General features: G+C 68.5%; 19 protein-coding genes. 15 read left to right on the forward strand and 4 right to left on the reverse strand.

Annotation, left to right across the window (positions count from 1 at the left end):
* The first annotated feature begins 193 nt into the window (after positions 1 to 193).
* From cbiE to cobM, 4 genes are read left to right on the forward strand one after another with little or no spacing between them, the layout of a single operon-like run.
* Complete coding sequence (gene cbiE / locus JYG37_RS10445; protein WP_213346095.1) at positions 194 to 1,483, forward strand: precorrin-6y C5,15-methyltransferase (decarboxylating) subunit CbiE; 1,290 nt, start codon at positions 194 to 196, stop codon at positions 1,481 to 1,483.
* Positions 1,483 to 2,571, forward strand: coding sequence for a cobalt-precorrin-5B (C(1))-methyltransferase (locus tag JYG37_RS10450; protein ID WP_050012647.1), 1,089 nt, complete (start codon positions 1,483 to 1,485; stop codon positions 2,569 to 2,571). Before cbiE ends, JYG37_RS10450 begins: the two co-directional genes overlap by 1 nt.
* Complete coding sequence (locus JYG37_RS10455) at positions 2,568 to 3,299, forward strand: cobalt-precorrin-6A reductase (RefSeq protein ID WP_213345380.1); 732 nt, start codon at positions 2,568 to 2,570, stop codon at positions 3,297 to 3,299. The genes JYG37_RS10450 and JYG37_RS10455 overlap by 4 nt, the downstream gene beginning before the upstream one ends.
* 42 nt (positions 3,300 to 3,341) lie before the next feature.
* A complete protein-coding gene (cobM, locus tag JYG37_RS10460) occupies positions 3,342 to 4,070 on the forward strand; it encodes a precorrin-4 C(11)-methyltransferase (protein ID WP_050012649.1) in 729 nt (242 codons plus the stop codon).
* A gap of 37 nt (positions 4,071 to 4,107) precedes the next feature.
* Here cobM and JYG37_RS10465 read toward each other — a convergent pair whose 3' ends face one another.
* Complete coding sequence (locus tag JYG37_RS10465; RefSeq protein ID WP_213345381.1) at positions 4,108 to 5,286, reverse strand: MFS transporter; 1,179 nt, start codon at positions 5,284 to 5,286, stop codon at positions 4,108 to 4,110.
* A 130-nt stretch (positions 5,287 to 5,416) separates the two neighbouring features.
* On the opposite strand from JYG37_RS10465, the gene JYG37_RS10470 reads away from it, so the two are divergent.
* Positions 5,417 to 5,938 (forward strand): MarR family winged helix-turn-helix transcriptional regulator, encoded by a 522-nt coding sequence (locus JYG37_RS10470; protein ID WP_124637937.1) that lies wholly within the window; start codon positions 5,417 to 5,419, stop codon positions 5,936 to 5,938.
* Positions 5,939 to 6,115: 177 nt separating this feature from the next.
* Here JYG37_RS10470 and JYG37_RS10475 read toward each other — a convergent pair whose 3' ends face one another.
* Together JYG37_RS10475 and JYG37_RS10480 are read right to left on the reverse strand one after the other, a co-directional pair.
* Positions 6,116 to 6,469 carry a colicin immunity protein gene (locus JYG37_RS10475; RefSeq protein ID WP_080334192.1) on the reverse strand — a complete coding sequence of 118 codons (354 nt, stop codon included), beginning with the start codon at positions 6,467 to 6,469 and terminating at the stop codon, positions 6,116 to 6,118.
* 242 nt (positions 6,470 to 6,711) lie between these two features.
* A complete protein-coding gene (locus JYG37_RS10480) occupies positions 6,712 to 7,416 on the reverse strand; it encodes a glutathione S-transferase N-terminal domain-containing protein (RefSeq protein WP_050012694.1) in 705 nt (234 codons plus the stop codon).
* Between the two features lie 469 nt (positions 7,417 to 7,885).
* Between JYG37_RS10480 and JYG37_RS10485 the strand changes: the two genes are divergently transcribed.
* From JYG37_RS10485 to JYG37_RS10510, 6 genes are all read left to right on the forward strand, one after another.
* Positions 7,886 to 9,052, forward strand: coding sequence for an ABC transporter substrate-binding protein (locus JYG37_RS10485; protein WP_124630381.1), 1,167 nt, complete (start codon positions 7,886 to 7,888; stop codon positions 9,050 to 9,052).
* 49 nt (positions 9,053 to 9,101) lie between these two features.
* Positions 9,102 to 10,181 (forward strand): ABC transporter ATP-binding protein, encoded by a 1,080-nt coding sequence (locus JYG37_RS10490; RefSeq protein ID WP_213345382.1) that lies wholly within the window; start codon positions 9,102 to 9,104, stop codon positions 10,179 to 10,181.
* A gap of 49 nt (positions 10,182 to 10,230) precedes the next feature.
* Positions 10,231 to 11,103 carry an ABC transporter permease gene (locus JYG37_RS10495; protein WP_050012653.1) on the forward strand — a complete coding sequence of 291 codons (873 nt, stop codon included), beginning with the start codon at positions 10,231 to 10,233 and terminating at the stop codon, positions 11,101 to 11,103.
* On the forward strand, positions 11,103 to 12,026 hold the full coding sequence (locus tag JYG37_RS10500) for an ABC transporter permease (protein WP_089488443.1): 924 nt from the start codon (positions 11,103 to 11,105) through the stop codon (positions 12,024 to 12,026). The genes JYG37_RS10495 and JYG37_RS10500 overlap by 1 nt, the downstream gene beginning before the upstream one ends.
* Positions 12,027 to 12,139: 113 nt before the next feature.
* Positions 12,140 to 12,577, forward strand: coding sequence for a hypothetical protein (locus JYG37_RS10505; RefSeq protein ID WP_050012655.1), 438 nt, complete (start codon positions 12,140 to 12,142; stop codon positions 12,575 to 12,577).
* Between the two features lie 163 nt (positions 12,578 to 12,740).
* A complete protein-coding gene (locus JYG37_RS10510; protein ID WP_046545736.1) occupies positions 12,741 to 12,953 on the forward strand; it encodes a hypothetical protein in 213 nt (70 codons plus the stop codon).
* Between the two features lie 212 nt (positions 12,954 to 13,165).
* Here JYG37_RS10510 and JYG37_RS10515 read toward each other — a convergent pair whose 3' ends face one another.
* Complete coding sequence (locus JYG37_RS10515) at positions 13,166 to 14,131, reverse strand: D-2-hydroxyacid dehydrogenase (RefSeq protein WP_050012657.1); 966 nt, start codon at positions 14,129 to 14,131, stop codon at positions 13,166 to 13,168.
* Positions 14,132 to 14,390: 259 nt separating this feature from the next.
* Here JYG37_RS10515 and JYG37_RS10520 point away from each other — a divergent pair, with 259 nt between their 5' ends.
* The 4 genes from JYG37_RS10520 (at position 14,391) to JYG37_RS10535 (ending at position 18,014) form a co-directional block, all read left to right on the forward strand.
* Positions 14,391 to 15,581 carry a CaiB/BaiF CoA transferase family protein gene (locus JYG37_RS10520; protein WP_089488651.1) on the forward strand — a complete coding sequence of 397 codons (1,191 nt, stop codon included), beginning with the start codon at positions 14,391 to 14,393 and terminating at the stop codon, positions 15,579 to 15,581.
* Between the two features lie 21 nt (positions 15,582 to 15,602).
* The gene (locus JYG37_RS10525; protein WP_089488444.1) at positions 15,603 to 16,565 is read left to right on the forward strand and encodes a hydroxymethylglutaryl-CoA lyase; all 963 of its coding nucleotides are present in this window, start codon (positions 15,603 to 15,605) and stop codon (positions 16,563 to 16,565) included.
* Between the two features lie 27 nt (positions 16,566 to 16,592).
* On the forward strand, positions 16,593 to 16,976 hold the full coding sequence (locus JYG37_RS10530; protein ID WP_089488445.1) for a VOC family protein: 384 nt from the start codon (positions 16,593 to 16,595) through the stop codon (positions 16,974 to 16,976).
* 210 nt (positions 16,977 to 17,186) lie between these two features.
* Entirely contained in the window at positions 17,187 to 18,014 is an 828-nt protein-coding gene (locus JYG37_RS10535; protein WP_213345383.1) for an alpha/beta hydrolase, read from the forward strand.
* Positions 18,015 to 18,101 lie beyond the last annotated feature (87 nt).

Here is an 18,101-nt window from a genome sequence, read left to right on the forward strand (position 1 = left end):
ATTTCGGCCGCGATTCGCGACCGGCCGGCCGTTCGAGGCCGGCGAAGCGGGCAACGGTCGGGCGCGGGCGAGCCGGCAGATGAAACGCCGGGTGGAACACGGTACCATGCCGTTTTTTGCAACGCGGACGGCGGCACCGGCGCTTTCACGGCCGCGCGGCGACACGATGGAATCGAACGATGGGGAAGGGTGCATGACGGCGTGGCTGACGGTAGTGGGCATCGGCGACGACGGTTACGCGGGGCTCGGACGCCACGCGCGGCGCGCGCTGCTCGATGCGACGCACGTGGTCGGCGCGAAACGGCATCTCGACATGCTGCCCGCGCGGCTGCGCGCCGCGCGCGAAGCATGGCCATCGCCGTTCGACCTGTCGGGGCTGCTCGCGCGCCGCGGCGCGCCCGTGTGCGTGCTCGCAAGCGGCGACCCGATGCTGTTCGGCGTCGGCGCGACGCTCGCCCGCGCGCTTTCCCCCGACGAATGGCGCGTGCTGCCCGCGCCGTCGTCGCTGTCGCTCGCGGCCGCGCGGCTCGGCTGGGCGCTGCAGGACGTCGGCGCGGTCTCGCTCGTCGGGCGTCCGCTCGCGACGCTGGGCCGCCACCTGCTGCCGGGCCGGCGGCTGTTCGTGCTGAGCGCCGACGGCCGTACGCCGGCCGCGGTCGCGGCCGAACTCGTCGCCCGCGGCTTCGGGCCGACGCGCATCAGCGTGTTCGAACATCTGGGCGGCCCGCTCGAACGGCGGATCGACGGCCTCGCGCACGACTGGAACATCGACGAAACCGCCGCACTCAATCTCGTCGCGCTCGACTGCCGGGCGGGCCCCGACGCGCCGCGCCGCGCGCTCACGCCCGGCCTGCCCGACGACGCGTACCGCCACGACGGCCAGCTCACCAAGCGCGACCTGCGCGCGATGACGCTCGGGCGCCTCGCGCCCGCGGCCGGCGAACTGCTGTGGGACGTCGGCGCCGGCAGCGGCTCGATCGGCATCGAATGGATGCGCGCGCATCCATCCTGCCAGGCGATCGCGATCGAAGCGCATGCGGAGCGGCAGCGCTTCATCGAACACAACCGCGATACGCTCGGCGTGCCGGGCCTGCAACTCGTCGCGGGCCGTGCGCCCGATGCGCTCGCGGGGCTCGCCGCGCCCGACGCGATCTTCATCGGCGGCGGCGCGACGGCGCCCGGCGTGCTCGACGCGTGCTGGGCGTCGCTGAAACCCGGCGGACGGCTGGTCGCGAACGCGGTCACGCTGCAAGGCGAGATGGCGCTCGCCGCGTGGCGCGATGCGCACGGCGGCACGCTCACGCGCGTGTCGCTCGCGCACGCCGAACCGCTCGGCCGCTTCGACACGTGGCGGCAGCCGCTGCCGGTCACGCTGTACGACGGGCGCAAGCCCGACGCGACAGACGCGACAGACGCGGCCGACGCGGCCGACGCGGCAGGTTCGTCGAATAGGGCGAACCCGTCGAACCCAGCGGACGCGTGATGCGCGACGAAACCCCCGAACAGCCCGCGCCGCTGCGCTTCGGCTACACGACCGGCAGCTGCGCGACCGCGACGTCGCTCGCGGCCGCGCGGCTGCTGCTCGCGGGTCACGCGGACGACGCGGTCGAGATCGTGCTGCCGAAGGGACAGCGCGTGATGATGCGGCTCGAATTCTGCCGCGTCACGGCCGACGGCGCCGAAGCCGGCACGATCAAGGATGCCGGCGACGATCCGGACGTCACGCACGGCGCGCTGATCTTCGCGCGCGTCGCGCTGGCCGCGGCGCCCGGCGTGCGCTTTCATGCGGGGCCGGGCGTCGGCACGGTCACGCGCGCGGGGCTCACGCTGCCGGTCGGCGAACCGGCGATCAACCCGGTGCCGCGCCAGATGATGACCACGCACCTCGAAGCGCTCGCCGCTGAACACGGCTACACGGGCGGTTTCGACGTGACGATCGGCGTCGAAGGCGGCGAGGCGCTCGCGCTGAAGACGATGAACCCGCGCCTGGGCATCGTCGGCGGGCTGTCGATCCTCGGCACGACCGGCATCGTGCGGCCGTTTTCGTGCTCGGCCTATATCGCATCGATTCATCAGGGCATCGACGTCGCGCGGGCGAACGGCATCGCGCACATCGCCGCCTGCACGGGCAACGCGAGCGAGGATGCGATGCGCGCGCACTACCATCTGCCCGACATGGCGCTGATCGAGATGGGCGATTTCGCGGGCGCGGTGCTCAAGCACCTGCGGCGCGCGCCGGTCGCGCGCCTGTCGATGTGCGGCGGCTTCGGCAAGCTCAGCAAGCTCGCGGCCGGCCATCTCGACCTGCACAGCCGCCATTCGAGCATCGATCTGCCGCTGCTTGCGCAGTGGGCGGCGCAAGCCGGCGCGAGCGATGCGCTGCAGGCCGCGATGCGCGCCGCGAACACGAGCCAGGAAGCGTTGAAACTCGCGCAGGCCGACGGCGTGCCGCTCGGCGATCTCGTCTGCGCGCACGCGCTGCGGGTGGCGCGCGACATCGTGCCGCCGTCGGTCGCGGTCGAAATGTTCGCGATCGACCGACAGGGCCGCTTCGTCGGGGAGGCGCGATGAGCCCGCGCATCCTGCTGCTCGGGGGCACCGGCGATGCGCTGAAAATCGCGCGCGCGCTCGGCCCGCATCATGTCTATAGTCTCGCCGGCCTCGGCAAGACGCCCGACGATTTGCGCTGCGACGTGCGCGTCGGCGGTTTCGGCGGCGCAGCCGGGCTGACCGCGTATCTTCGCGACGCCGGCATCGGCCTCGTAATCGACGCGACCCATCCGTATGCCGCGCAAATCAGCGCGAACGCCGCGGCGGCGACGCGCGACGCGGGCGTGCCGCTATGGGCGCTGCGCCGCGCGCCGTGGACGCCGCAACGGGGCGACGACTGGCGGATGGTCGACGACTGGGCCGGCATCGAGGCCGCGCTCGCGCCGTTCAGGCGTCCGCTGTTCACGCTCGGCCGCGAGCCGCTCGCGCATCTCGACGCGATCCCGCCGCACCAGTTCTGGCTCGTGCGCTGCCTCGATGCGCACCCCGGCAACGCCCGCGCGCAGGTCATCGCCGCGCGCGGGCCGTTCACGCCCGACGGCGAGCGCGCGCTGTTCGCGCTGGCCGGCATCGACGTCGTCGTCAGCAAGAACAGTGGCGGCGCGGCCACCGAGGCCAAGCTCGACGTCGCGCGCGAACGCAGGCTGCCGGTCGTGATGCTGCGTCGGCCGCCGCTGCCCGATGCCGACCGCGCATTCGACTCGGTCACGGCGCTCATCGACGCACTCGATCCGGCCGCGCGCGCCTGACGCGACGCAGCGGTCATCCTATGAATTGACGGAGAATTTTCGATGACGGTGTACTTCATCGGCGCGGGCCCCGGCGACCCGGAGCTGATCACGGTGAAGGGCCAGCGCCTCGTGCGCATGTGCCCGGTGATCCTGTATGCGGGTTCGCTCGTGCCGGCCGCCGTGCTCGACGGTCATTGCGCGGAGCAGGTCGTCAACACGGCCGAGCTCGACCTCGATGCGATCGTCGCGCTGCTCGCCGCCGCGCACGCGAAAGGGCAGGACGTCGCGCGCGTGCATTCCGGCGACCCGTCGCTGTACGGCGCGATCGGCGAACAGATCCGCCGCCTGAAAGCGCTCGGGATTCCGTACGAAATCGTGCCGGGCGTGACGGCCACGGCTGCGTGCGCGGCGACGCTCGGTGTCGAGCTGACGCTGCCCGGCGTGGCGCAGACGGTGATCCTCACGCGCTTCGCGGGCAAGACGACGATGCCGGAAGGCGAAGCGCTCGGCGCGCTCGCCGCGCATCGCGCGACGCTCGCGATCCATCTCGGCGTGCGCCATCTCGCGCGTATCGTCGACGAAGTGCTGCCGCATTACGGCGCCGATTGCCCGGTGGCGGTGATCTATCGCGCGAGCTGGCCCGACGAGGAACGCGTGACGGGCACACTGGCCGACATCGTCGGCAAGGTGCAGGGCACGCAGATCGAGCGCACCGCGCTGATCCTGATCGGGCGCGTGCTCGACGCCGAAGGGTTCGCGGATTCGACGCTGTACGCGAGCGGGGGCTGAACGCACCTGCGCCCGCGCCGCTGGCCCGCGGCGTCGCTCAGGCCCGCGCCATGCGTCGCACCCGCTTCGGCGCAAACCCCGCCGCCAGCGCGAACAGCGCGACACAGAGGCACGCCATCGCGATCCACGCGGGCGTCAGGTCCGCAAGATGCTGGCGCACCAGGCCGGCCGCGAACGGAAACAAGCCTGCGACCAGGTAGCCGACGCCCTGCACGAACCCCGTCAGCGACGCGGCATCGGCCGGCGTCGCCGCATGGTCAACCGTGACGATCAACGACAGCGGAAACAGCGCGCCGATCCCCGCGCCGAGCAGCAGCGCGGCCGGCAACGCGAGCGCGTCGGGCGCGGCCAGCATCACCAGCAAGCCGACGAACAGCGACGCGATCGCCGCATGCAGCGCGGGCCGGCGATCGGGCAGGCTGTCGATCGTCGCGGAAATCGTCAGGCCCGCGACGACTTCCGCGAGCGTCACGCCACCGAGCAGGCTGCCGGCCGCGGTCGGCGACCAGCCGAGCCGCATGTAGTACGGCGGCAGCCACGCGAGCACGAGCGTGTAAGCGCCCGTCGCGATGCCGAAGAACAGCGCGAGCCGCCATGCGCGCGGCGAACGCGACGGCCGTGCATTCGATACCGACGCCGGCCCGCCGGCCAGCGCGTCGCCACCGCGGCTGGCCAGCGGCCACGCCAGTGCGGCGAGCGCCGCCGGCAGCGCCCAGCCCGCGAGCGCGGCGAGCCAGCCGCAGCGCGCCGCGGCGAACGGCGCGACGACGCTCGCGAGCACCGCGCCGCCCATGATCGACGTCGAATAGACGCCCATCGCGCCACCGATGCGTGTCGCGAAATGCGCCTTCACGAAGCCGGGCAACAACGCCTGCACCATCGCGATCCCGACGCCCGCGCAGCACGCGCTCGCGAGCAGCAGCCATGCGTGCTGCGCACCGACTCGCGACGCGCAGGCCAGCCCGATCAACGCGACGCCGAGCCACACGCCGCCCGCGATCCCGGTGATGCGCTGCAGCCGCCGCGCGCTCAGCGCGCCGAGGCCCATCAGCAGGATCGGGATCGTCGTCAGCAGGCTGGCCGCGCCGTCGCCAATACCCGTCGCGCGCTGGATCATGTCGAGCAACGGGCCGACCGCGGCGAGCGCCGGCCGCAGGTTCAGCCCGACGAGCACGATCGCGGCGAGCCGCCATCCGGGGGAAGTGAAGCGATTCATTGCAAGGCCCTCGATATCGGTGCGCGGCTGTCAGCGAGACGCCGCGCGCTTTTCCGGTAAAGTATCTCGACATCAAGATATATGGCCAGTTATCTTGACGTCAAGATAACTGGTGAGCCGAGGAGGGTTAATGGATCGAGCCGAGCATGCGCTCGCGCAATGGCGCGCCGAGCGTCCGGATATCGACGCAACGTCGATGGTGGTGATGGGGCGGCTGCAGGAAGCCGCGCTCGTGATCGCGCGGGACCGTCTCAATCCGCTGTTCGCGCGCTACGGCATGCAGCCGGGCGAATTCGACGTGCTCGCGACGCTGCGGCGCAGTGGCGCGCCGTTCGCGCTGACGCCGACCGCGCTGTACGACGCGCTGATGATGTCGTCGGGCGGGATGACCGCGCGCATCGACCGGCTGCAGAAGGCGGGGTGGGTCGAGCGTCGGCCGAACCCGGCCGACGGGCGCGGCACGCTCGTCGCGCTGACGGATGCGGGGCGGGCGCTGATCGATGAGGCGGTTGTTGCGCACATCGATAACCAGCGCGAGGTGCTGGCCGCGTTGTCGGCGGCGGAACAGGCGCAGTTGTCGGAACTGCTGGGGAAGTTGCTGGCGGGGCTGGAAGGTGGGGCGCCGGAAGGGGAGGAAGGGACGTCGCGTTGAAGAATGCGTGATGGAAACGTACGCGGCGGGCAAAAAAGTTCTTCGTGAATTTTCGTGGGCGTCGCTTGCCGACCCGAAGCGGACCTGGACGTCTTGGCAAAACGGACGTTTACCGTGGAATGAGCGGGACCGTGACCTGGGTGTAAATCTGCGTGGCCGAAATGCATCATGGGGGCGTCAAAAGCCCTGTGGTTGTCTGGATTTCCAACCTGTCATCGGCGGGGCCGTCATCAAGAAAACATCGTGCGGCGGGCTCTCCGATCTAATGAACTCGGCTGCCCTTTGATTATTTCGTTCCGCAGCGCTCAGATCAATAGGAGGATCAGCACCATCCCAAATGCAATCGACCCTCGCTTCGAATCCAGGAAAATGCCATATGCCGCCTTCGATTCGAGCGACAACCAAGCCGTGTTGGGCCGCCCGCTCACAAACTGCAATTGCCGCGTCGGTAGAAAGCTTCATCACGATGCTTCCATCGAGGGAAAAAAAGTCATCCGACGAATCGTAGACGCGAGAACGATCGATGTTCATAGGGTGGTTTCAATACAATCCGACTGTGAGAAGTTCATTTTCGATTGTTCTTCACGATTGCGGACGACGCCAATGGGCCGCTTTGCGCAACGGTTGTCGACTAGTCCGCTCCTGGCCGAAGACCGACAGTCTTCCCAGCGTTCCCCGAAAATTCGCGATGACCCAAAAAAACCCTCCGCACAATGCGGCGGGCGTCGCAGGTCGCAGGGCGCGGGCCGCACGTGGTGCGCCCGCGTAACCGATCAACCCCGCGCCGGAATATTAAGCCCCCGCGCGACAGCCGGACGAGCAACAAACGCATCAAGCACCCGCTTGACGTTCCGGAATTCGCTGAACCCGACCAGATCGCCCGCCTCATAGAAACCGACCAGGTTGCGCACCCACGGGAAGATCGCGATATCGGCGATCGTGTACGTATCGCCCATCACCCACTGGCGGTTCGCGAGATGGGCGTCGAGCACGCCGAGCAGGCGCTTCGACTCGTCGACGTAGCGCTGACGCGGTCGCTTGTCCTCGTAATCGCGCCCGGCGAACTTGTGGAAGAAGCCGACCTGGCCGAACATCGGCCCGATGCCGCCCATCTGGAACATCACCCACTGGATCGTCTCGTAGCGGCCCGCGAGATCCTTCGGGATCAGCTGGCCCGTCTTGTCCGCGAGATAGATCAGGATCGCGCCCGATTCGAACAGCGGCAGCGGCTGGCCGTCCGGGCCGTTCGGATCGATGATCGCCGGGATCTTGTTGTTCGGGTTCAGCGACAGGAATTCGGGCGACAACTGGTCGTTCGTGTCGAAGCGCACGAGGTGCGGCTCGTACGGCAGGCCGGTTTCCTCGAGCATGATCGACACCTTGACGCCGTTCGGCGTCGGCAGCGAGTAGAGCTGGAGACGGTCGGGATGCTGGGCCGGCCACTTTTGCGTGATCGGGAAGGCGGACAGATCGGGCATGAAGGTTCGCTCGTCGAAGTGAATGATCCGCGCTCCGCCCGTGCCGTCGCGCTCGCGCACGGTTCACGGCTCGGCGGCGGAGCGGAGCGCGCCGAAAGCGCCCACTGTAGCCGATCCGGGAAATCGATGCAGGGGTCGGTCGGCCGCCGGTTGTTCGACACGGTAGCCGTGGCCGGCGTCGTTCACAGTGCCGCAAGACACGGCGAGCAACGCGTGTCCGTCGGCCGCCGGACCGCATACGGCTCGATGCCCGCCGCCTCCCCCGAGATACGACGTCCTAACACACCGTGCCAGGCGACGGCACAACCGCCCACAAAATCAACCACCGCGCAATTCGTCAACGAACGGAAGCTTTTTGTCAGGGAAAGTCCCGCCCCGCATCCCGTGGTTTTTTGTTGACCGACATCGTATAACGCCGTCATGATTTCCTGACAAGAAAGGTCCCATCCACCGACCGAAGTGAGGAGACATGAACACCACCCCGATCGCTCGCCGTGTCCGCCGGATCGCACTCGCCCTGGGCTTCGCTCTGTCGGCCGCAGGAGCCGTTGCCGCCCCCGTATCGCTGAACATCGTCGACGTCGCAGGCAACCTGCAGCTCACGCAGAAGGCCATCGAGGCGTTCAAGGAGAAGAACCCGACCCTCGTCGCGAACGTCACGTTCACAAACGCACCCGCGCCGCAGTTGCCGGGCAAGATCAAGGCGATGCAGGCGGCGGGGCGCTCCGACATCGACCTCGTGCTGACGGGCACCGACGCGCTGGCCGCCGGCATCGAACAGAACCTGTGGCAGAAGCTCCTGCCCGACAACGCAGCCGCGCTCCCCGGCGTGCTCGACAAGTACGCGCCCGGCCCGCGCAAGATGCAGGATCTGGCGCAGGGCTTCGGCCTCGAAGTCACCTACATGCCGGCTGGCCCGTTGCTCGAATACAACCCGGCGAAGGTCTCCGACCCGCCGAAGACGCCCGACCAGTTGCTCGCATGGTGCAAGGCGCACCCGAACAAGCTGATCTATGCGCGCCCGGCGAACTCGGGCCCCGGCCGTACGTTCCTGATGGGGCTGCCGTACGTGCTCGGCGACAAGAATCCGCAGGACCCGATCAACGGTTGGGACAAGACCTGGGCATTCCTAAAACAGTTGAACGACTGCGTGCCGTATTACCCGGGCGGAACGTCGGCGGTGATGAAGGAGCTCGGCGAGGGCACGCGCGACATGACCGTGACCGTCACCGGCTGGGATCTCAACCCGCGCGCGCTCGGCATCGTACCGGCCGAATTCAAAGTCCAGGCGTTCGACAACATGACGTGGGTCAACGACGCGCACTACATGGTGATCCCGAAGGGCGTGCCGAAGGAAAAGCTCGACGTGCTGTTCAAGCTGATGAATTTCCTGCTCGAGCCGGCGCAGCAGGCGACGACCTACGACGACGGCTACTTCTATCCGGGCCCGGCGGTGAAGGGCGTGACGCTCGAGATGGCGCCCGCGCACAGCCAGGAAGTGATCAGGAAATTCGGCCGTCCCGAATACGCGAAGCTGCTCGCCGATCGTCCGCACGTGCAGCCGCTCAGCGCGCAGGCGATGGTCGCCGCGTTCCAGAAGTGGGATCGCGAGATCGGTTCGCAGAAATCGAAATAACGCATGAACCCGCGGGGCGCGGGCGCCCGCGTCGATGGAGTTCGCGTACATGAAGCACAGTTTCGAACGGTTGCGGCTCGACGGCGTGTGCCGCAGTTTCACCAATGCACAAGGCGCGCAGGTTGCCGCGCTGAACGGCCTCGACCTCGAGATCCGGCGCGGCGAATTCATCGCGCTGCTCGGCCCGTCCGGCTGCGGCAAATCGACCGCGCTGAACTGCATCGCCGGGCTGCAGCCGCTCACGCGCGGCGGCATCTGGCTCGACGACACGCGCATCGACGTGCTGCCGCCCGAGCGTCGCGGCTTCGGGATGGTGTTCCAGAACTACGCGTTGTTTCCGCACATGTCGGTGCTCGACAACGTCGGCTTCGGCCTCAAGATGCGCGGCGTGGCGAAGCAGGAAACGCGGCGGCGCGCGCAGCAGGCGCTCGAGCTCGTGCAGCTCGTCGGTCACGAAGGCAAGCTGCCCGGGCAACTGTCGGGCGGCCAGCAGCAGCGCGTCGCGATCGCGCGGGCGATCGTGATCGAGCCGCCGCTCGTGCTGATGGACGAGCCGTTGTCGAACCTCGACACCAAACTGCGCATCGAGATGCGCGCCGAGATCCGCCGCATCCACACGCAGCTCGAACGCGCGACGATCTACGTGACGCACGACCAGGACGAGGCGCTGTCGATGGCCGACCGCATCGTCGTGATGAAGGAGGGCGTCGTGCAGCAGGTCGCGTCGCCGAAGGACGTCTACACGCGTCCGCACAACCTGCACGTCGCGCGCTTCATGGGCTATCGCAACGTGCTGCCGTTCACGCTCGAAGGGATGGCCGGCGACTGCGTTCGGGTGACAGCCGGTGGCGTGCGCCTCCTCGGCGTGCCGATGGCCGGCTTCGACGCGAAGGACGTCGTGATCGCGCTGCGCCCCGACGACATCGAACGCGCGCAAGCGGGTGCCGACAATGCGTTCGACGCGACCGTCGAGACGGTCGAATACGGCGGCCGCGACTCGCTGATCCGCGCGCTCACGCCGTTCGGCCCAATCTGGGCGCGCGTGGCCGGCGAGTTCGCGCAAGGCGAGGCGCTGCGGCTGCGCGTGGCGCCGGCGCGCGCGCTCGTCTATGCGGGAGACGTGCAATGAACGGGCTGCGCCAATCGGCATGCGCGGGGGTACCTCGCCCGGAGGCCGCATGAGCACGCTCGCGACCGGCGGCACGCCGCGCGATGCGAAGGCGTGGCTCGTCACGCCGGCGCTCGCGTTCATCGCCGCGCTGTTCATCTATCCGTTCGCGTACGGCCTCGTGCTGTCGTTCCAGCCGACGAACGGCGGCGGCGCGCTCGCGAACTACGTGCAGTTCTTCACCGACACCGCGATGTGGCCGACCGTGCTCGTCACGCTGAAGCTCGCGGTGCCGGCGACGCTGCTCAACGTCGGCATCGCGGTGCCCGTCGCGTTCGCGCTACGCCGCAGTTCGCGGTACCAGAAGTTCGTCACGACGCTGCTCGTGATTCCCGTCACGCTCGGCACGGTGCTCGTCGCCGACGGGATGCTCACGTATTTCGGGCCGAACGGCTGGTTTCCGCAGGCGCTGCAGGGGCTGCACCTGTACACCGATGAAGTGCGCCTCACGCATAACTACTGGGGCGTGCTGCTGTCGCTGATCGTGTCGGGCTTTCCGTTCGCGTTCCTGCTGATGCTGTCGTACATCAGCGGCATCGACCCGACGCTCGCGCGCGCGGCCGCGACGCTCGGCGCGAACCCGTGGCAGCAGTTTCGCCGGATCTACCTGCCGCTGCTCGTGCCGGGGCTCACGATGGCCGCGTGCCTGTCGTTCGTGCAGGCGTTCTCGGTGTTCCCGTCGGCCGTGCTGCTCGGCGCGCCGGCCGGCCCGACGCGCGTGATCTCGATCGCGGCGGCCGAAGCCGCGTTCGAGAGCTACGACTATTCGCTCGCGTCGGCGATCGCGATCGTGATGGGCTTCGTGCAGCTGCTGGTGGTCGCGTCGATGCTCGGCGCGCGCCGCTTCTTCTATACGGGTGCGGTCACGGGAGGCAAGGGCTGATGGCGACCGACAATCATGCCGCTCGCACGTGGCCGCCGAAGCACGACGCGCCCGATGCGCGACCCGTCGACGCAAGGGAACCGCACCGGATGAAAAGCAATCTCGCCGGCCGCGCATGGAAGGCGCTCGTCTGGGGGCTGATGGCGTTCTTCCTGCTGAACGTGATGCTGCTGATCGCGACCGTCGCGGTGAACTCGGTCGCGACGCGCTGGTTCGGCACGCCGCTGCCGCAGGGCTTCACGCTGCACTGGTATGCGAAGGCGTGGGAGGATTTCCAGCTTGCGAGCGTGCTGTGGGTGACCGTCGAGGTCGTCGGCGCGGTCGTGCTGCTGTCGATCGCGCTCGGCGTGCCGGCCGCGTATGCGCTCGCGCGCGTGCAGTTTCGCGGCAAGCGCTTCGCGCTGCTGGTGTTCCTGCTGCCGCTGATGGTGCCGCCCGTCACCTACGGGATTCCGATGGCGACCGTGATGTACAAGATCGGGCTGGCGGGCACGCTGCCGGGCGTGATCCTGGCGAACCTCGTGCCGGCGCTGCCGTTCGTGATCCTCGTGATGACGCCGTTCATCGAGCAGATCGATCCGAACCTCGAAGCCGCCGCGCGCATCTTCGGCGCGAACACATCGCGCTATTTCCGCTACGTGCTGCTGCCGCTGCTCGTGCCCGGCATGCTCGCGGCCGGGTTGCTCGTGCTGGTGCGCACGATCGGGATGTTCGAACTGACGTTCTTCACCGCGGGGCCGAGCACGCAGACGCTCGTCGTCGCGCTGTATTACGCGGTGTTCTCGACCGGCGTGCGCGCGCCGCAGTCGATCGACGCGATGGCGATGATCTACATGGCCATCACGCTCGTGTGGGTCGTGATCGCGTTGCAGTTCGTCAGTCCGACCCAGCTCGTGAGCCGCGTGAAGCAGGAGCGGCAGTAGGCGAGGGCGGCAACGGACACGCCGGGCCGCCGTGCAATTGGTTACAAATGGATACCGCGCACGATACGCGGACGTTGCAGACTACGCGGCGTTCACCCGATCGACGAATATCCATGAAGTTTCAAACGCTGCTGACACTCGCCGGCGCCTCGACGCTGCTGGCCGCCTGCAATCTGCTCCACGACGGTCCCGGATCGAGCGACGTCGACGCCGCCGTGCGCCGCGCGCTCGAGGCCGAAAACCACGGCGGGCTGAACGCGCTGTTCGGCCAGCCGTTGCCCGTGTCGGCCGACGTCGTGTCGGCGAAACCCGACGGCGACTGCAAGAAGCTCGGCGACCGCACGTACTCGTGCGACGTCGTGGTCACGTGGCGGAATGCCGATTACTCGCCGTCGCGCGCGAACCTGACCTTCGTGAAGGCGGCCGACGGCTCATGGCAGACGTCCGGCGTCGATGCGGCGCTCGTGACGGGCACCGCGAAGTCATTGATCGACCATATCGGCAAGGCTTGGCCGGGCAATGCGGCGAGCGGCGCGTCGGCGGCGAAGTGACGCGAGGGCGGCCAGCCTGGACCGCACTGCTGCTTTTTCCCGATAAAAAAGGGCGCGAGCATCGCGCCTATCTCGTTTGAACGCATCCTCGGTATGCAGCCAGGGTTATAGGGAAAACCCTTATCTCAAGGTATAATTCCGGCCATGAGAGAAAGGTCATCCCATGCCTGAACGCTTCCAAACCCTTGAAAAATTTGTGTTTTCCCTCGTCGTGATGTCCGCCGTCGTGTGCTCGGCCTTCCTCGCGTACGAGCGTCACCCCGAGATCAGGATCGCACTGCACGAAGGCGAAGCGCTGATGCGCGAGAGCGCCAAGTACTCGGTCATCTGCTCGCCGTCCAAGGTCGACCCTTGCGTCGAGATGTCCGCTTACTGAGCCGGCTTTCCGCTTTTCGGGCTTGGGCGACGTCACTGCCGGTCTCAATGCCCTGAAGTCGTCTCGTCACGTATTCGGAAACCGGCCGCAAGACAGCGGCGAATGCACGAACCCGTTACGTGCCGAGTCGCCCGCATAAGCAGCCCCGCATCCGGTCGGCCCCGCTTCGAGCAATCGAGCGGGGCCGTTCTGTTTGTGCATGTCTGCGCGTATCACACGACATGCCGCGGCTCGCCACCGACGAACGCGGCGACGTTGTCCACGAGCTGATCGGCCAGCGCCTGCATCGCTTCGTCACTGGCCCATGCGACATGCGGTGTCAGGATGAACGCCGGATGCGACAGGATCGCGTGAAACGGATGCGCGGCCGGCAGCGGCTCCTGCGTAACCACGTCGAATCCCGCGCCCGCGATCTGCCCCGACTGCAACGCGTCGACGAGCGCGCTTTCGTCCACGAGCCCGCCGCGCGCGGTATTGATCAGCAGCGGCCGGCGCGCCATCCGCGCGAACGCATGTGCGTCGATCAGATGCCGCGTCGCGGGCGTGAGCGGACAGTGCAGCGTGATCACGTCGCTGACGCGCAGCAGCGTGTCGAGCGGCGCATAACCGTCGCCCGCTGCGTCGTCGTGCGCGGCGAACAACACGCGCATGTCGAGCGCCCGCGCGATGGCGGCCACCGCATGCCCGAGCACGCCGTCGCCGACGATCCCGAGCGTCGAACCGGCCAGGTCGCGAATCGGATGATCGAAGAAGCAGAACTGCCCGCTGTCGAGCCAGCGCCCACCACGTACCGCGTCGCGATACGCGACGAGGCTGCGGCGCAGCGCGAAGATCAGCGCGAACGTGTGCTCGGGCACCGTACGCATCGCATAGCCGCGAATATTGCTCACGACGATGCCGCGTGCCGCACATGTATCGAGATCGACGATATCGGTGCCGGTCGCGGCGATCGCGATCATCCGCAACCGCCGCGCGTCGGCGAGAGCCGTCGCGTCGAGCCGCACCTTGTTGGTCACGACGATGTCCGCATCGCGGATGCGCGCCGCGACTTCGTGCGCGGCCGTCCGGTCGAACGTCTGCACCACGTGCGGAAACGGAAACGGCTTCAGCACCGTCTGCGGCGACAGCGTCGCGCGATCGAGGAACACGATCTTCGCGGGAGAAGAAACGGAAAACATGGCAGGTCTCGCTGACAGGCGCCCGGCGGCGCGGAACGGATCCGATTTTGCGCGCGGCGCGCGCGCCGCCGTTTGACCGTTGCGGGAGCGTGCTTTCCCGGATGGAAAGGCTGGTGCGTCACACCTGGCCGATACCGCGCTCGCGCCGTCGTCCGCCTTTCCGTTTCGGAAAGTCTGGTTGACCATCGATCGATTTTCGCCACGCGCGAACGCCGTCATGATCGTCGTCATCGACAACACGATTTCATCGGAGACGGTCATGACACGCCCCCTGGACGGCATCCGCGTGCTGGAACTTGGCCAACTGATCGCCGGGCCGTTCGCGGGCCGGATGCTCGCCGAATTCGGCGCGGAGGTCATCAAGGTCGAGCCGCCCGGCGTCGGCGATCCGCTGCGCAAATGGCGGCTGCTGCACGACGGCACGTCGGTCTGGTGGGCCGCGCAGTCGCGCAACAAGACCTCGCTCACGCTCGACCTGCGCACGCCCGAAGGGCAGGACGTCGTGCGCCGCCTCGTCGCCGACACCGACGTGCTGATCGAAAACTTCCGGCCCGGCACGCTCGAAGGCTGGGGGCTCGGCTGGGACGCGCTGTCCGCGATCAACCCGGGGCTCGTGATGCTGCGCGTGTCGGGCTTCGGGCAGACGGGCCCGTATCGCGACCGCCCCGGCTTCGGCGTGATCGCCGAGGCGATGGGCGGCCTGCGCCACCTGACCGGCGAGCCGGGACGCACGCCGGTACGCGTCGGCATCTCGCTCGGCGATTCGCTGTCCGCGCTGCACGGCGTGATCGGCGTGCTGCTCGCGTTGCGGCATCGCGAACAGCAGGGCGGCAAGGGGCAGGTCGTCGACGTCGCGCTGTACGAATCGGTGTTCAACATGATGGAAAGCCTGCTGCCCGAATATGCGGCGTTCGGCGCGGTGCGCGAGCCGGCCGGCAGCAGCCTGCCGGGCATCGCACCGACCAACGCGTACCGCTGCCGCGACGGCCGGTACGCGTTGATCGCCGGCAACGGCGACAGCATTTTCCGGCGCCTGATGGAACTGATCGGCCGGCCCGATCTCGGCAACGATCCGGCGCTCGCGCACAACGACGGGCGCGTCGCCCAGGTCGCGCGCATCGATGCGGCGATCGGCGAATGGAGCGCGCGTCACGACCTCGACGACGTGCTCGCCGCGCTGAACGACGCGCGCATTCCGTCCGGGCGCATCTACGACGTGGCCGACATCGCGGCCGATCCGCACTACCGGGCGCGCGACATGATCGTCGACGCCGCGCTGCCCGACGGCACCCCGGTGCTCGTGCCGGGCATCGTGCCGAAACTCGACGCGACGCCCGGGCGCATCGAGCGGCCGGCGCCCGCGCTCGGCGCGGATACCGATGCGGTGCTCGAATCGCTCGGCATCGACGCGGCGACCCGCGACGACTGGCGCACGCGCGGCGTGATCTGAAACGACCACCGGGACGAAGACATGAACCCCCATCCGCAACGACTCCATATTCACGAAGTCGCGACCCGCGACGGTTTCCAGAACGAAGCGGCGTTCGTCGACACCGACGACAAGATCGCGCTCGTCGACGCGCTGAGCGCCTGCGGCTACGCGAAGATCGAGGTCACGTCGTTCACGTCGCCGAAGGCGATTCCCGCGCTGCGCGACGCGGAAGCCGTGATGCACGGCATCGCGCGCGCGCCGGGCGTCGTCTATACGGTGCTCGTGCCGAACGTGCGCGGCGCCGAGCGCGCGCTGTCGTGCGGCGTCGACGAGGTCAACCTCGTGATGTCGATGAGCGAGAGCCACAACCGCGCGAACCTGCGGATGACGCGCGAGCAGTCGTTCGCGCAGTTGCGCGACGTGATCGACGCGGTGCGCGGCACGGGTGTCGCGATCAACGTGTCGCTGTCGACCGCGATGGGCTGCCCGATGGAAGGCGACGTGCCGGCCGAAACGGTGCTCGCGTGGATGCAGCGCTTCGCGGATCTCGGCGTGCACGGCTTCACGCTGTGCGACACGACGGGCATGGCGTTTCCGTCGCAGGTGCGCGACTTGTCGCGCCGCGCACGCGAGCGCTTCCTGGCGTCGCAGCTCACGCTGCACTTTCACAACACGCGCGGGATGGCGCTCGCGAACACGCTCGCGGCGCTCGACGCCGGCATCGACCGCTTCGATGCGTCGCTCGGCGGGCTCGGCGGCTGCCCGTATGCGCCGGGCGCGACCGGCAACGCGTGCACCGAGGAACTCGTGCACATGCTCGAACTCGACGGCTACGATACGGGCATCGACCTCGTGGCCGTGCTCGCCGCGTCGGCGCGGCTGCCCGCGCTGATCGGGCACGACGTGCCGAGCCAGATCTTGAAGGCCGGGCGCCGCTCGGACCTTCATCCGCCCCCGCGCGCCGATACCTGCGACATGCCCGCGCAACGCGCTTTCTCGTGAACGTCAACAGAAACAGGAGCGAATCCCATGGCGCTGATCGACCACCTCGATCATCTCGTGCTGACCTGCGTCGATCCGGAGCGGACGAAGCATTTCTACACCGAGGTGTTGCAGATGCAGCTCGACACCTTCGGCGCGGGCCGGCTCGCGTTCCGTTTCGGTAACCAGAAGATCAACCTGCACGTGCGCGGCGCGGAATTCGAGCCGAAAGCGCACGTACCGGTGCCGGGCGCGCTCGATCTGTGCTTCATCGCGTCGGTCCCGCTCGACGACGTGATCGCGCACCTGCGGCGCGTCGGCTGGCCGATCGTCGAAGGGCCCGTCGAACGCACGGGCGCGACGCAGAAGATCCGCTCGGTCTACGTGCGCGATCCCGACCTGAACCTGATCGAAATCTCCGAACCGATCTGACCGGCCGCGCGAGCACCGGCACGCTGCGCGCACGCCGCCACAATCCTTCGCCGAAAGCGGACACGCAGGCGCCGCGCCCGCCGATTCGGGATAGCCGTGCGCGGCCGCGCTGCGGATAATGGCGCCACGGCGTCGGCGCGGCCGCCGCCTTCGCCGCGCACGGAACCCACCGGCCGCGCGCATCCGCAACCCGATCCAGGCACTTTCCGAATGACGATCCTCTATCGCGGCATGGACCGCACGGCGCTCGACGCCGCGTACCTGAACACGAAGGCCGTTCCCGATTTCCCCGCGTTGCTGGCGTCATGCCAGACGCGCAGCGCGGCGCTGTACGCGGCAACGCCCGGCCGGCGCGACCTGCGTTACGGCGCGCAACCCGCGCAGCGCTTCGACTGGCTGCCGTGCGGACAGCCCGACGCGCCGCTGTTCGTGTTCATTCACGGCGGCTACTGGCAGCACTGCACGAAAGAGGATTTCGCGTATGCGGCGAGCGGGCCGCTCGCGCGTGGCTACGACGTCGTGCTCGCCGAATACACGCTCGCGCCGGTCGCGACGATGACCGATATCGTCGGCGAGATCGGCGCGCTGCTCGACCATCTCGCGGCCGACCGCGACGGCCTCGGCACCGCGGGGCGGCCGATCTACCTGAGCGGCCATTCGGCGGGTGGCCACCTGACGGCCGTGCATCGCGCGCATCCGGCCGTCGTGTCGGCACTCGCGATCAGCCCGCTCGTCGATCTCGAACCGATCGCGCTGTGCTGCCTGAACGACAAGCTGCAGCTCACCGCGCGCGAAGTCGACGCATACAGTCCGCTGCATCACATCGGGCCCGGCGCCCCGACCGTCATTGCGGTCGGCGACGCCGAACTGCCCGAACTCATCCGGCAAGCAGACGTCTACGCGACGGCGTGCGAAGCCGCCGGGGAGCGGATCGTCCGCACATGGCTGCGCGGCATGCAGCACTTCGCGGTGCTCGACGATCTCGCGACGCCGGACGGCGCGATGCTCGACGCCTTGCATGCAATCGCGCCGCGCTAGCCGGGCCATATCCGGCCATATCGCACGCGCACGGCCCGGCGTATGATCGGCGTCAGGCCGGCGCGCTGACGGCATACCCCGGCACGG

This window comes from Burkholderia sp. LAS2, from assembly GCF_018417615.1.
In the GTDB taxonomy this organism is placed as follows: domain Bacteria; phylum Pseudomonadota; class Gammaproteobacteria; order Burkholderiales; family Burkholderiaceae; genus Burkholderia; species Burkholderia sola.

Excerpts from the sequence above, each read along its gene's own strand:
- cbiE (WP_213346095.1), top strand. The coding sequence starts at position 194 with ATGACGGCGTGGCTGACGGTAGTGGGCATCGGCGACGACGGTTACGCG.
- JYG37_RS10450 (WP_050012647.1), top strand. The coding sequence starts at position 1,483 with ATGCGCGACGAAACCCCCGAACAGCCCGCGCCGCTGCGCTTCGGCTAC.
- JYG37_RS10455 (WP_213345380.1), top strand. The coding sequence starts at position 2,568 with ATGAGCCCGCGCATCCTGCTGCTCGGGGGCACCGGCGATGCGCTGAAA.
- cobM (WP_050012649.1), top strand. The coding sequence starts at position 3,342 with ATGACGGTGTACTTCATCGGCGCGGGCCCCGGCGACCCGGAGCTGATC.
- JYG37_RS10465 (WP_213345381.1), bottom strand. The coding sequence starts at position 5,286 with ATGAATCGCTTCACTTCCCCCGGATGGCGGCTCGCCGCGATCGTGCTC.
- JYG37_RS10470 (WP_124637937.1), top strand. The coding sequence starts at position 5,417 with ATGGATCGAGCCGAGCATGCGCTCGCGCAATGGCGCGCCGAGCGTCCG.
- JYG37_RS10475 (WP_080334192.1), bottom strand. The coding sequence starts at position 6,469 with ATGAACATCGATCGTTCTCGCGTCTACGATTCGTCGGATGACTTTTTT.
- JYG37_RS10480 (WP_050012694.1), bottom strand. The coding sequence starts at position 7,416 with ATGCCCGATCTGTCCGCCTTCCCGATCACGCAAAAGTGGCCGGCCCAG.
- JYG37_RS10485 (WP_124630381.1), top strand. The coding sequence starts at position 7,886 with ATGAACACCACCCCGATCGCTCGCCGTGTCCGCCGGATCGCACTCGCC.
- JYG37_RS10490 (WP_213345382.1), top strand. The coding sequence starts at position 9,102 with ATGAAGCACAGTTTCGAACGGTTGCGGCTCGACGGCGTGTGCCGCAGT.
- JYG37_RS10495 (WP_050012653.1), top strand. The coding sequence starts at position 10,231 with ATGAGCACGCTCGCGACCGGCGGCACGCCGCGCGATGCGAAGGCGTGG.
- JYG37_RS10500 (WP_089488443.1), top strand. The coding sequence starts at position 11,103 with ATGGCGACCGACAATCATGCCGCTCGCACGTGGCCGCCGAAGCACGAC.
- JYG37_RS10505 (WP_050012655.1), top strand. The coding sequence starts at position 12,140 with ATGAAGTTTCAAACGCTGCTGACACTCGCCGGCGCCTCGACGCTGCTG.
- JYG37_RS10510 (WP_046545736.1), top strand. The coding sequence starts at position 12,741 with ATGCCTGAACGCTTCCAAACCCTTGAAAAATTTGTGTTTTCCCTCGTC.
- JYG37_RS10515 (WP_050012657.1), bottom strand. The coding sequence starts at position 14,131 with ATGTTTTCCGTTTCTTCTCCCGCGAAGATCGTGTTCCTCGATCGCGCG.
- JYG37_RS10520 (WP_089488651.1), top strand. The coding sequence starts at position 14,391 with ATGACACGCCCCCTGGACGGCATCCGCGTGCTGGAACTTGGCCAACTG.
- JYG37_RS10525 (WP_089488444.1), top strand. The coding sequence starts at position 15,603 with ATGAACCCCCATCCGCAACGACTCCATATTCACGAAGTCGCGACCCGC.
- JYG37_RS10530 (WP_089488445.1), top strand. The coding sequence starts at position 16,593 with ATGGCGCTGATCGACCACCTCGATCATCTCGTGCTGACCTGCGTCGAT.
- JYG37_RS10535 (WP_213345383.1), top strand. The coding sequence starts at position 17,187 with ATGACGATCCTCTATCGCGGCATGGACCGCACGGCGCTCGACGCCGCG.